This window comes from Paenibacillus sp. BJ-4, from assembly GCF_020404765.1.
Classification (GTDB): Bacteria; Bacillota; Bacilli; order Paenibacillales; family Paenibacillaceae; genus Paenibacillus.
Map to the genome: position 1 here is coordinate 75,317 of NZ_JAIVEM010000167.1, position 11,800 is coordinate 87,116.

Below are 11,800 nucleotides of genomic sequence, written 5' to 3' on the forward strand. Positions count from 1 at the left end.
AAGCGCTTGCTTCCTTGTGCTCTGGAATGATGATCCGCGAACTCTCGAACATTCCGTTCCCTCAAGCTTCTTTACCAACTGAATCCGCTTCCTGAAATGTTATGTACAAATTATAATTCGAACAAATGTTCCGTTCAAGAGATTTCAGATAGAAAAATTTTCCTAGGTCTGATAGACTACTATAAAACATAATTTTCTGTCGAAGCTGATCAACTAACAATCTAAAATTGAGGAGATTACTATGAGAACCACTATTTTCCAATTAATTTTCATTACCTTTTTTCTATTATCTTCAAACTGGGCTTTTGCTTCTTCCGATCCCAAAGCCCAGTTTAATCAAAGGTACCCTAATGAAAAAATCGCTTTAATTAAAACAGAAGATATCAATTCCGATAAGAAAACCGAAAGTTTTATTCTAACGAAATCGGGAAAACTTTATTTAATAAACTCAAAAGGGATAATTGTATTTATACAGGATGAAATATATTCAGATGATGATTTTGAAGAACCTAATATTCAAATATTTTCACCCGCTAAAAATGAAAAACATGTAGCTGTGACTTATAATTATTATCCGTCAAATACGAAATTATATGTCTACAAACTGGAAAATGGAACATTGAAAGCAAAACTATCTATTATGGGTGATTTAGAAGTTCGTATAGAGCCAAATGGTGAGATTTTAGAATTTTGGAAGAATTACCGCCCAGTTGTAGGTGGATGGGATTCAGCACTTGCAACATACAAATGGGATGCTAAATATGGTAAGTACAGAGGCACTGGACAATTACCTTGAGTTATATCAACTGCCAATCATTTTAATTAAACACACAAAAAATACCCTGCCACTATAAGCAGGGTATTTCATTTTACTTCGAGTATTCGCTTACTTCAAACGTCAGGATACGATCATACAGCATGTAATCCTTACGGCTGCTGAATGGGCCTTTATTGTTATCGTGTTTATTTATGGCGTATGAAGCCGATCCGGAACCAGCCTGCTTGCCCTCATACCAGGAAATGAAGTCATTGACCTCTTTCATGCTAAGATCAAATTCCTTCTCCAATCCTGTTGTCATGGTGACTACCAGAATGGCACGGTTGCCTGCTGGTTCTTGGGGTGTAGTTGGTATGTCGGGTGATGTTGGATTAGGTGATACTGGCTCAGGTGACGTTGGATCTGGATTAGGTTGATTACCACCTTGTGGCGTTGCAATTGCTTCGTTTGAAACGCTAGATTCCTTACCCTTAACAGTAGCACTTACAACAAAATAGTATCTTGTTCCATTAGTCAAACTCGGAATAACAAAGTTACCGAAAGCGTCTTTTGCAGCCGTTACAGTTTCCGTGTATTTTCCAGATTCTGTTCCATATTTAACTGTATAACTATCAGCAATATCAACAGGCTTCCAATTTAGTGTTACTAGACTATCACCCGGATTCGCTTTCAAATCCATTGGAGTGTTGATATTTAAAAATATACCGTTATCATCAATATCAATTGCATCTATTTGTAAATAATACCCGGATTCTCCGCTGGAAATAGTTACAGTATGATATCCCAATGGCAGATTCATTTTTTCAAAAACAATAGCTTGATTAACTTCCGACACTCCATTAGCAGAATATTTTTCTGTAACTCCATCAATGGTTATTGAGTTATTAGAAGCTCTATTTTGTTGGATAATATCTATAATACGAATTTTTGTTCCATAAAAATTAAATTTTAGACTTGCTCCCTCGGCTCTAGTATAATGAGCAGAACCTTTATATAAACTGTAACCTTGCCTTACATAACTTGATACACCCCAGCCGCTTGAATAAGTGGCATTAATATCTGCATCATCAATACGCATCCAACCTTTTTCTGGTGTAGTTAAAGCCTCCCCAACCGAAGCAGCAGATACTTGTGTTGGTGAAAAGGCAATAAGTATGTACAATAACATTCCGAACAGCATACCGATTTTTGTTTTTAAATTTTGTTTTATAAAGTTTATTCCCCCTATTCGATCTATTAAACAGATACTAAGGTAATATATTCCTCGAATCATGTCTAAACATAAACTTGCTAATCTATAAATATGTTCTATATTTTTGCATATTTAATTTTTATTGGTTTTAAAAAAGCTCATAACAGTTCTACACTGCTTGAGCCTCACCTTATTTCACTATGAATCTTACCTTTATTCCATCAGCATATTTATCTAACTGATGACTTACCCATGATCCTGCTCCTCGGTTATCACTAGGGGTTATGTATCTGATATCAGCACCTGCGCTCCCTTCCGCACACATTACCATTGGCCACTCATCACGATCATATCCTTTTTTAGTTGGATAGCCCTTGGGTGACTCCTTCCTGTTTTCCTCAGCCCCATCCCTGTCAATCGTACATACCGCAGAATGTCCGGCTGCAAGGCATCCCTAATATGTGCTCCGGTTTCAGGGTAACGTGAACTTGGGAACTCCAATGTATACCCAGCTGCTTGTTGACTGATTGCTGTCGGTTCTGCATAAACACCTTGTACGGAAAAGATAGCCGCCAGTAAAAATACAATTAATCCTCTTGCGATTCCTTTTATCATACGACACCTCCATAGTATTTAAATCTTCTCTATACTAATTGGAGAGTCATGTCGAAGTATCGCATAGCTTGTCACAAAACAAAAAAAGACTTGCCAGTTACTCAGCAGAATCCTTTACGTCAACCTAATTCTCACTAATCAAATATAAATTCTTTTATTAAAAGCGATTTATATCACATTAAAAATAACAATATATACTATATATTGAATAAGTAATCAAATATTATTCGAGAGGATGTTTTTGAACGAAGTTGAATAAGATCGTCGGCACTTCCCTTTTGTCATTAGCTTTGTTAGGAAGTTCGTCAGCCGCGTTTGCTTCAACACCCGTTGATAATCAAATATCCACGAATAGTCAAACATCGTCTATATTTACACTACAAGGTCTTCCCCAGAAATATGTAACCGGTATTACGCGTCAATATCAGAAAGGAGATAAAATCCCTACTACTATTGGTTATACAGAACCCGGAACTGGTTGGGGTGGATCGTTAACATTGTATGACACTGCACTAGTAAATAATGTATACGTGGCGTACTATCAAGGTACTATTTACAAACCTGATTAATTCGAAAGGCATAACAATTCTATCCATAATGACCGTATAACTACAATACGATATACACGTTCAAATGAGCATGTATTTAACTAAAAAAACAACAAAGGACTCCATACTGGTTACATACCAGTGGAGTCCTTTTTCACATCTACTCTAAATTCAAACGGATTTCGTATATAATACACTCCGGCAATCTTAATCATATCGGGCGATAACTTTTCTACGGAGCCTCCATATAATCCAAAGGGTCATTTGTGTTCTTCATTCATTCGGTTGTTTAGAACAAGTAAGAGTTTTTTAATCTCAATCAGTTCACCTTCGATCCGATGAAGGTGGCTCTGCATATCGTCAATCTCTTGTTCAGCTTTGTAGTTGATCGCGAAGTCAATGATCGATTCATGCTTATCCCTTGCAGCTTGGCGGTTCTGACTCATCATAATGACCGGAGCCTGGAATGCTGCGATAAAGGACAAACACAAGTTCAACAAGATAAATGGAGGTTCATCGAAATGAAAGCGAGTAAACGGCAAGCTGTTCAAGAGTATCCAGATGGTCAGAAAGATAGCGAAATAAGTAATAAATCTCCAGCTACCGCCGAATGATGCAATCCGATCCGCAAGACGATCTTGCCAGCTTGTCGTTCTTTGGTACGCTTCATCTAAATGAGAAAGAATGCTATTTTCGTAACTATCGACTAGCCGATCAATACGACGAGTATTTTCCTGATTCAATTCAATATCAAAGCCTTGAATATGAGTAGTACTTTTATTTTGCTGCTTTTTTTGAAAAAAATTCATTTTTGACATGTCGACTGCCTCCTTGTTTTAAGGCAGTCAGGCCCAATACTACCCCCGTAGGAGAGGAGTTGCAACCATACTCAATTACGGTATCTAGTTTTAACCCGACTGCCAATAGACTCACTGGTTCTGGATCCGGTTCAGACGAACTTCGACTACTCATAGAATGGTTCAACCCCTCTCCCATTATCATGTTGTTGGCTCCATATTTTACTGATCACACTGGAACCATGTCACAATGCCTAACACATTAAAATAAAAACGCCCCTCAGCTCAATTGAAGGGGAGTCGTTCTGCATGCAAGATAAAAAGCATGCAAATATCCGATTCCCCCAAGTTGAGCTTTGGCACTAAACGACGTAAAAGAACCAAAGTTCTTTAGCCACATTAAGAAGAGCCTTAATCCGGCAATTCCTGTTATACCCATTGGCATCTTTCGATGTTTCCGGGCAGTGGCTTATGTTCGTATAGGAGCCTCACCTAACGAGGACATCAATATTTCCCTAGCAAGCATACTGCTGTCCAAATGTGCTGTCAATCCAAATATATTTACTATATTGCACCTGATGACAGCGACGCTGCCACTCCCCCTTATAATGCAAAATAAAAAGTTGCTGTGGCGCAGGTGCGGCAAACAGGTAGTCTACAACTTCCACCATATAATCACTCAACGGCTGTACTACATGTACTCTCACTTGGCTTAATGCAGCTGCAAATAACTCGATATCAGACTTCAACACTTTATATGTATGGTTCATGCTGATCACCTCAGGATAGATATTTCGGTGAACGGTATGGTAATCTTCAACAAAACAATCCCGGCGACCAGTTAAGGCAAGCGGGGATTTGCTATTTAATTATAAATTCCACTCGGGTCCCATCAGAGTAATCTTCCAAATGCTGATCTATCCACGAATTAGCCCCCTCATCATCCTTTGGGCTAATATAACTTACATCTGCTCCCACTTTACTTTCTGTACAAGTTGCCAACGACCATTGACCACGCTTGTACCCCTTTTTGACTGGCACGGTTTCTAATGATATTTCTCGGTTTTTAAATACACCACCACGATCTATTGTGCATACATTAGGAATTCCGGCTGCTATAGCCTCTTTAATGTGTTGGGCTGTTTCCGGGTATTTTCCTGACGGAAATTCCAATCGCACTGTTTCGCCCGTTGTCACTGTTTTCGATTGCTCAGACGCCGCAGGAGCCTTGTGAGCTTGTGGGACTGGTATCCCGTTATAGGCGACTAACCCCATAGTCACAGCCAATATTGCGCTTACTATTAGTCCTTTGATGCTCTTCAAATTTCATCCCCCTAAACGTAAATACACCCCACCAGCGTATGCCAGCAGGGTATCACCGATGCTTTCGGATTGCACAACGGTGCTTCCGTATGTATCTGTGCTGATTATACATTTATTAGTAATTTTTTTGTATATCTTTAAATTTTCATCTCAATTCATCTTAGCAAACTGAAACATAATTAATTCTTATTCTTTTTGGTAACTATTATACTATTTCCAGGGCGATCAGCCCATAGATACAGTTCGCCAACTTTTTCAATGCCTTGACCTGCTCCATATGTAGGAGGTTTTATCCGCTCAATAAATTTAAACTCTTTTCCGTTAAAATGGTAGTGATCCAATCCTTGTGCATAATTTTTCCCATATTCATTAGAACCATGTAGGTTAGCGTATAAATCATCCCCATCAAAAAAGATCCCTTGATAACCACCGTCAGTCCCAAAGTTTCCCGATAATGGGTATGACTTTATTAGATTAAAATCTTTATCAAATTGCCTGATCTCATTTAAGTCATGGTAAACTATCCAGTATGTATTATTATATTCTGCTAAAGACTCTGCTGTGCCATATCCTATATTGAACTCATCTACCTGATTCAAACCAGGCAGGCTATACTTTACTATTCTACTTATTCGTTCCTCTGTTGATGGCCCCGAATTAAAATTGTATACCGTTGCGTAAAGGTACCCATCTGTAATATAACAGTCCCCAAAAGACATAAAAAGCCCTTTCTGATCTGTTTCTGCATAAGCATTCGTTTTCTCAGTTACAAAAGTACCGTCCATTGTGTACGTAGATATCGTATTGGAAAGTTTGAAATTTTCATCACGGTCAGATGTAATGTAAATGTGTGTTCCGTCAGAAGCGACACCTTGCCATGCCCTATAATTCTTATCAACCTTTAATACTTTCACTTCTTGGTAGAAATCACCACTGGTTAAACTAAACATGCCTGTTGGAGAACAAAATAACCCTAAGGTGATTACTATAACACTTAGTATATTAAACATTATACAGCCCACCTTTAAATTTCAATTAACAATGATACAAAGATAAAATAATATGCAAATAATTTAATTTTCTTAATTAACACATTTTAAATACCCTGACAGCACAAACCAGCAGGGTCCTTTTTTAGTGAATTACTTTGAAACTGTAGCCGTATTAGTCTTATTCCGTAGTAACAGGCGTTTGTACCGGAATGGTCTCAGGCTCAGACTGTGCCTGACCTGATGACACCTCTGCTGTAGCTTGTGCCAAGAAATCATTCATCTTTGCAGCCAGACCAGGTACAGCTTCCTTAGCTGCTGCCTGTGTTACCTCTTCGCTCGGTAGTGATTCAGTAGCCAACACAGTCTTTGTTTTAGCCTTATACTCCAGATATGCCTTCTCAATTGCAGACCTTAACTCAACTTGGGATACTACGATACCTTGACTGGAAAGAGTAAGTGAAGCATATTGCAAAGCCTCCTGAAGCTTGCGCTCGCCTCCAGCTTGCTTAAAAGCTGTTTGAGCAAAGGCGAAGCCTTCTCCAGCAATCTTATGGATTACTTCTCTCTGAGCCGCTGTGGTTCGAGCATCCAACCATCCATTTACTTTTACCTTTACTGTATTCAAGCCGGCCAAAATGATGGTTGTCAGCACACCTACGACTGCTGTTGCAATAGTACTTACATATGGTTGTACAGTTTCGATTATTGTTTGCATGATTATTTATCCCCTTTCGTTTTCAGAGCAGCAATTCTATTCTTAGAGTCCCATGAAACCTCAGCTCCATAAGATTCTGCGATTGGCCGAAGTTGTACATAAGCTATATCCTCCACAAGCTGGACAGATTGTAGCTTGGCCCCGTTTAAATAGGTTTCCTTGCAGGTATTGTCCCAACGATAAGACAAGCCTAAGACATTTGCCAAAGACCGAAGTGGTACATAATTTCTGGACCCATACAGAAGCGCTTCCCCCGCTTCTTTGCCATTGACGCGGAATGTGCCGGGTGTAACGGATTCTGTCTCCTGTGCAGGCGTGACAGCGCCAAATCGCTTACGCAGCTCGTCCGTCGTTCCGGCAAATTCGTTCAGATCTACGTTACCTTTTATCCCATCCACCTTGCCGCTATCGCTGTATTGCCAAATATCCCAACGTTTCCACGTCACTGTGTCGCTCGGGACGCGAGTATCACTGTAACGGGCTATCCATAGGGGGTAGCCGCCTAATGAGGCGTTAAAATTAGCTGCAAATGCATTGCCTGTGTAGATAATCGGCTTGCGTCCTGTAAGTCGCTCCAGCTCCAGCAGAAAGGCCAACGCCACAGCACTAATAAGTGTTTTAGACAGCATACCGGGGTTGTTTTCATAATCCATTACCGCAGGAAGGTTCAGCGCTTTCGCACCGCCAACCTGATCCAGAACCTTAGCGAAATGCCTTGCTTCTGCTTTTGCTGCCTCAGTACTGGTTGCATCAATAAAATGGTAAGCCCCTAGCAATATCTCGGCTGTTCTGGCCCCTTTTGCATTGGCGATAAATGTTGGATCAACGTACCGTTGCCCCTGACTTGCTTTAATGAAAGCAAATGAAATACCATCTGCCTTGACCGCCTTCCAATCAATCTTTCCTTGATAACGGGATACGTCGATCCCTTGAGCATTACGGCTGTTTCGTTGTTGCATCCTCTTTCTCTCCTTCCTGATTACCACTTTTACTTTTTAGAACTTCCACTGCCTGCCAGATCACTGGTGGAATTGGCGCTCCAAGCCTGCCGCCGTTCTCAAGAATCGAAAGCAGCTCATTTGCCATATAAAAATAAGCGACCGCATCCCTGAAAAGGTGCGAATCGCCTAAGACTCCATCTATTAGATGGGATACAGCAACCATTGTAAAAATAAAGCCTTTCGAGCGATGCCCACAAGACCTATCTTGCTTTTTAAACCGGGTCCGGTCCTCTTCTTACCCTCGACCCCTGCCGCGAACAACCCTGTCACATAATCAATAATGACCAGTGCAAGCAACACCTCCAATACTCCCGACCACCCACCATAGAAATGCGTCACAGCGCTGCTTCCTAAAGCAGTGCTGGACTTAAAAACCTCCCACTTATCCAACCTTCTTCCCCCGTCTCTCCGTTCAGGAAACTTTTCCTGAGCTATCATTGTCTGTTTTCTGATCCTGTTCATCTTGGGCCTGTATCTCTGCTAATGCATTTCCTACTGCTATATCCAATCCTTTAAGTATTTCTTTACGGCGCGCTGGTTGCGAAGCAATGACTGCAGAAATGACCTCGGTCAATTCTTCAACTGGCCTTGTTAGATCCAGTTGTATATCCAATGTAGATTTTATTTTTGCCACGGGTTTCATCATCTCCCTCAGACACAAAAAAAAGACACCTTTAGTTTGCAGATGCCTTTAATTGCTCCTTATTATAAATTTTCACAAGCTATTCACGTCCTAATTGAGTAAATCTACGGTGATAGATAACTTTACCGTTATCAAGAACTTCTTGTTTGATTTCAACATAGCCACAATCCGCATACCTGCTATACAACAACCATGTGTCATTCTGCCTGAATTGAATTTTTCGATTTCCTAAATCATTATTCAGCGCAATTGCTGACTTGAATCCAAGTTCCTTGGCAATCTCTGTAGCAGTATAGGTTTTGTTAACATGCATCAGAATTGCATTTGTTCTTTCAGCCTCAACTCTGGCAGCTCGTTCCTATTTAAGTTTGGTCAATAGCTCAATTCCAAAGTCAGGATTATTGAAAATGTTGTCGATCACGTTATCCGTAGCATAAATCCCATGCTTGCGAATGGAAGGTAGTATTTCATCTGCTACTCTTACCTGAAATGTCTCAACAGTTTCATTTCTTGCCTTCATTGCTAAACGATAAAAGATGTTTTCAGGGATAAAAATATCTTTCGACACTTCTGTCGAAAATTTTAAATCAGATAAATACTGCCTCACCCTGTCCCATTTCACATACTCTGTGCCTTTGGAACCGTCGGTGAATCCTAGTCCGCGAGACACATCCTCTAAATTCAATTATGCTGTACCATTGCTGTAAATATAACCTCGTACTCCGTGAATTGTAAGTATATCATTGCTAATCTCACCTTTCTTTGAACTCAAAATAAGCCCCTGAGTTATCAGAGGCTTTCATACTTATATCTTAAATTGGTTCTGTTGCTATAACGCTACAGATTTTAAAAACCCATATGTTATTAACCTAATACGAACGAGCATGATAGTTGAATAACAGTAATCAATCTAAGGAGCATGTCGACCTACGCGAGGCTTCAGCCTAAACGGGACTACGCAGGTTGTAGTTAAATTACTATTGTGATAAACTGAATGTAATTTGATGATGGGAGTTGAACGGATACATGTAGAACTTTCTTGCTTCGAGATCACGAAAATAACGGACTCAGCGATCGGCTGTGGTCGTTTTATTTCATCTCTGCAAGAAAGCTCTGCGTTTCGTTTGCGCTCCCTCTCCGGACAGTCATACGGCCCCTTAGAATGGGGCCGTATTTCCTCGTATGGATTAGAGCCGCAAGATAGCACCTTTCTTGCGGCTCTTTTTTATTTCCAAACGAAAGGATGATTGCCATGCCCGCCATTCAGGTAACCAATCTTACTTTTGCCTATCCAGGCAGCTATGACCCCATATTCAAAAATGTTCATTTTCAAATTGATACAGACTGGAAGTTGGGCTTTACGGGGCGAAACGGTCGGGGGAAAACGACGTTCTTAAACCTGCTTCAGGGGAAGTACGAATACAGCGGTACGATCTCCACACCAGTCGCCTTTGATTATTTTCCGTTTCCCGTCAAACACCCGGAGTATTTGACCTTAGACGTCGTCGAAGAGATCGTGCCAAACTATGAGAACTGGAAGTTGATGCGCGAACTGAACCTGCTTAAGGTTTCAGAAGACGTTTTGTACCGCCCATTCGAATCGCTGTCCCAAGGAGAACAGACGAAGGTATTGCTGGCCGTGCTATTCATCCAAGACAATCGATTTCTGCTCATCGACGAGCCTACCAATCATCTCGACTTGCACGCACGCAAGCTTGTCGCCGATTATCTGAATACAAAGCGCGGTTTTATTCTAGTTTCACACGACCGAGCTTTTCTCGACCGCTGCGTGGATCATATTCTATCGATCAACAAAACGAATATCGAAATCCAAAAAGGCAACTTCTCGAGCTGGTGGACGAACAAAACTCGCCAGGATACGTTTGAAATGGCACAAAACGAAAAGCTGTACAAAGACATACAGCGTTTATCAGCTTCTGCTAAACGTACTAGCGGCTGGTCTTTCGAGACCGAAAAATCAAAAAACGGCACACGAAATTCCGGTTCCAAGCTTGACAAGGGATACGTCGGGCATAAGGCAGCAAAAATGATGAAACGCTCGAAATCCATCGAACAGCGGCAACACGCCGCTTTAGAGGAAAAGTCGAAACTGCTCCGAAATATCGAACAGTCAGAAAGCCTTGCGATCTCTCAGCTCGTGTATCCCAAATCGGAACTGGCGATGCTGGATCACGTCACGATTTACTACGGGGAAAGAGCGGTTTGCAAGAACGTTAGTCTGACGATCGAACCAGGAGATCGGATTGCAATTTCAGGTCCAAATGGTTCAGGTAAGTCTAGCTTACTCCGCCTGCTCAACGCTGAGGCGCTACACTATACAGGTACGTTTCAGCGGGAGCCGCAGCTTTGCGTTTCCTATGTATCCCAGAATACTTCTCATCTGCGAGGAACGCTTTCCGATTATGCAACAGAGTACAGAATTGACGAAAGCTTATTTAAGGCCGTGTTGCGTAAGCTAGATTTTGCCCGCATCCAGTTTGAGAAGGATATATCGGCGTTTAGCGGCGGGCAGAAGAAGAAGGTTCTGATCGCGAGAAGCCTATGTGAGGAGGCTCATCTGCATATTTGGGACGAACCGCTCAACTTTGTCGACGTGATTTCCCGGATGCAAATTGAGGAGCTGCTGCTTGAGTACACGCCGACCATTATATTCGTGGAGCATGATCGGGAATTTCATGACCGTGTCGCCACGAAAACGATTGAACTCGGTAGGGATTAGAATTTTACAAAGTGACTTGGAGTAAGGCATGATTTCAACGGCAGAAAGCTTTGCACAACAACTTTTATGAAAAGGGAAGAGATTGAACTAAAGGGACACGATAGTTCAATAGAACATCGGCAGTCTAGGATTTTTTTTTCTCGCCCATGGCTGCCGTTGTTTCTATTATTGAAGGCAGTCTAATAATTATTCCCTTATATAAACAAAAGCCCCCTTAATAGGGATGGAGGGCTTTTGTTTATACAGTACATAGTTTGTTTATTACTAGGTTACTACATATTTATTTAGTAGCTAATGCTGCATTAAGTAGTTCTAGCTCTTTTTTATGCTCAAATAAACTGTCTTTGGATTCTTGTAATTCTTTCTCTGTCTCAGTGACGCTTTTTTCAATGCGTTCAATAAGTCTTTGATCGTCGCCCGCCGCACCTATTCTTCTATCGGTGTCAGTCAATGACT

The 11,800-nt window shown here is 41.0% G+C and carries 13 protein-coding genes, 2 pseudogenes and 1 riboswitch; of the genes and pseudogenes, 2 read left to right on the top strand and 13 right to left on the bottom strand.

Going from position 1 to position 11,800, the window contains the following annotated elements; genetic code table 11:
- Positions 1-241 precede the first annotated feature (241 nt).
- On the top strand, positions 242-796 hold the full coding sequence (locus LCF57_RS25470; RefSeq protein ID WP_226003152.1) for a hypothetical protein: 555 nt from the start codon (positions 242-244) through the stop codon (positions 794-796).
- 73 nt (positions 797-869) lie between these two features.
- On the opposite strand, the gene LCF57_RS25475 is transcribed toward LCF57_RS25470, so the two are convergent.
- From LCF57_RS25475 to LCF57_RS25530, 12 genes and pseudogenes are all read right to left on the bottom strand, one after another.
- Positions 870-2,051, bottom strand: a complete 1,182-nt coding sequence (locus LCF57_RS25475; protein ID WP_226003153.1) for a fibronectin type III domain-containing protein — start codon at positions 2,049-2,051, stop codon at positions 870-872.
- A gap of 109 nt (positions 2,052-2,160) precedes the next feature.
- Positions 2,161-2,585, bottom strand: a pseudogene (locus LCF57_RS25480) (sporulation protein).
- Positions 2,586-3,393: 808 nt separating this feature from the next.
- Positions 3,394-3,951, bottom strand: a complete 558-nt coding sequence (locus tag LCF57_RS25485) for a DUF1003 domain-containing protein (RefSeq protein WP_226003154.1) — start codon at positions 3,949-3,951, stop codon at positions 3,394-3,396.
- A 313-nt stretch (positions 3,952-4,264) separates the two neighbouring features.
- Positions 4,265-4,437, bottom strand: a riboswitch (M-box (ykoK) riboswitch).
- Positions 4,438-4,445: 8 nt separating this feature from the next.
- Positions 4,446-4,700: a hypothetical protein gene (locus tag LCF57_RS25490; RefSeq protein ID WP_226003155.1), complete on the bottom strand. Its 255-nt coding sequence runs from the start codon at positions 4,698-4,700 to the stop codon at positions 4,446-4,448.
- 91 nt (positions 4,701-4,791) lie between these two features.
- A complete protein-coding gene (locus LCF57_RS25495) occupies positions 4,792-5,253 on the bottom strand; it encodes a nuclease (protein ID WP_226003156.1) in 462 nt (153 codons plus the stop codon).
- Between the two features lie 179 nt (positions 5,254-5,432).
- Positions 5,433-6,263, bottom strand: a complete 831-nt coding sequence (locus LCF57_RS25500) for a hypothetical protein (RefSeq protein ID WP_226003157.1) — start codon at positions 6,261-6,263, stop codon at positions 5,433-5,435.
- 160 nt (positions 6,264-6,423) lie between these two features.
- Positions 6,424-6,960 (bottom strand): phage holin, LLH family, encoded by a 537-nt coding sequence (locus LCF57_RS25505; protein WP_226003158.1) that lies wholly within the window; start codon positions 6,958-6,960, stop codon positions 6,424-6,426.
- 2 nt (positions 6,961-6,962) lie between these two features.
- Positions 6,963-7,919 (bottom strand): GH25 family lysozyme, encoded by a 957-nt coding sequence (locus tag LCF57_RS25510; RefSeq protein WP_226003159.1) that lies wholly within the window; start codon positions 7,917-7,919, stop codon positions 6,963-6,965.
- Positions 7,897-8,399 (bottom strand): annotated as a pseudogene (locus LCF57_RS25515) (holin family protein). The gene LCF57_RS25510 and the pseudogene LCF57_RS25515 overlap by 23 nt, the downstream one beginning before the upstream one ends.
- Positions 8,374-8,595 (bottom strand): hypothetical protein, encoded by a 222-nt coding sequence (locus tag LCF57_RS25520; RefSeq protein WP_226003160.1) that lies wholly within the window; start codon positions 8,593-8,595, stop codon positions 8,374-8,376. Before LCF57_RS25520 ends, LCF57_RS25515 begins: the two are co-directional and overlap by 26 nt.
- Before the next feature lie 88 nt (positions 8,596-8,683).
- A complete protein-coding gene (locus tag LCF57_RS25525; protein WP_413232229.1) occupies positions 8,684-8,917 on the bottom strand; it encodes a phage antirepressor KilAC domain-containing protein in 234 nt (77 codons plus the stop codon).
- 45 nt (positions 8,918-8,962) lie between these two features.
- Complete coding sequence (locus tag LCF57_RS25530) at positions 8,963-9,289, bottom strand: hypothetical protein (protein ID WP_226003161.1); 327 nt, start codon at positions 9,287-9,289, stop codon at positions 8,963-8,965.
- Positions 9,290-9,856: 567 nt separating this feature from the next.
- On the opposite strand from LCF57_RS25530, the gene abc-f reads away from it, so the two are divergent.
- Positions 9,857-11,344 (top strand): ribosomal protection-like ABC-F family protein, encoded by a 1,488-nt coding sequence (gene abc-f / locus LCF57_RS25535; protein ID WP_226003162.1) that lies wholly within the window; start codon positions 9,857-9,859, stop codon positions 11,342-11,344.
- 280 nt (positions 11,345-11,624) lie between these two features.
- Here the strand turns inward: abc-f and LCF57_RS25540 are convergent, their stop codons facing one another.
- Positions 11,625-11,795, bottom strand: coding sequence for a hypothetical protein (locus tag LCF57_RS25540; protein ID WP_226003163.1), 171 nt, complete (start codon positions 11,793-11,795; stop codon positions 11,625-11,627).
- Between the last annotated feature and the right edge of the window lie 5 nt (positions 11,796-11,800).

What these genes read in the sequence shown, in the direction of transcription:
- LCF57_RS25470 (WP_226003152.1), top strand. Translation starts at nt 242, where the DNA reads ATGAGAACCACTATTTTCCAATTAATTTTCATTACCTTTTTTCTATTA.
- LCF57_RS25475 (WP_226003153.1), bottom strand. Translation starts at nt 2,051, where the DNA reads ATGATTCGAGGAATATATTACCTTAGTATCTGTTTAATAGATCGAATA.
- LCF57_RS25485 (WP_226003154.1), bottom strand. Translation starts at nt 3,951, where the DNA reads ATGTCAAAAATGAATTTTTTTCAAAAAAAGCAGCAAAATAAAAGTACT.
- LCF57_RS25490 (WP_226003155.1), bottom strand. Translation starts at nt 4,700, where the DNA reads ATGAACCATACATATAAAGTGTTGAAGTCTGATATCGAGTTATTTGCA.
- LCF57_RS25500 (WP_226003157.1), bottom strand. Translation starts at nt 6,263, where the DNA reads ATGTTTAATATACTAAGTGTTATAGTAATCACCTTAGGGTTATTTTGT.
- LCF57_RS25505 (WP_226003158.1), bottom strand. Translation starts at nt 6,960, where the DNA reads ATGCAAACAATAATCGAAACTGTACAACCATATGTAAGTACTATTGCA.
- LCF57_RS25510 (WP_226003159.1), bottom strand. Translation starts at nt 7,919, where the DNA reads ATGCAACAACGAAACAGCCGTAATGCTCAAGGGATCGACGTATCCCGT.
- LCF57_RS25525 (WP_413232229.1), bottom strand. Translation starts at nt 8,917, where the DNA reads ATGCATGTTAACAAAACCTATACTGCTACAGAGATTGCCAAGGAACTT.
- abc-f (WP_226003162.1), top strand. Translation starts at nt 9,857, where the DNA reads ATGCCCGCCATTCAGGTAACCAATCTTACTTTTGCCTATCCAGGCAGC.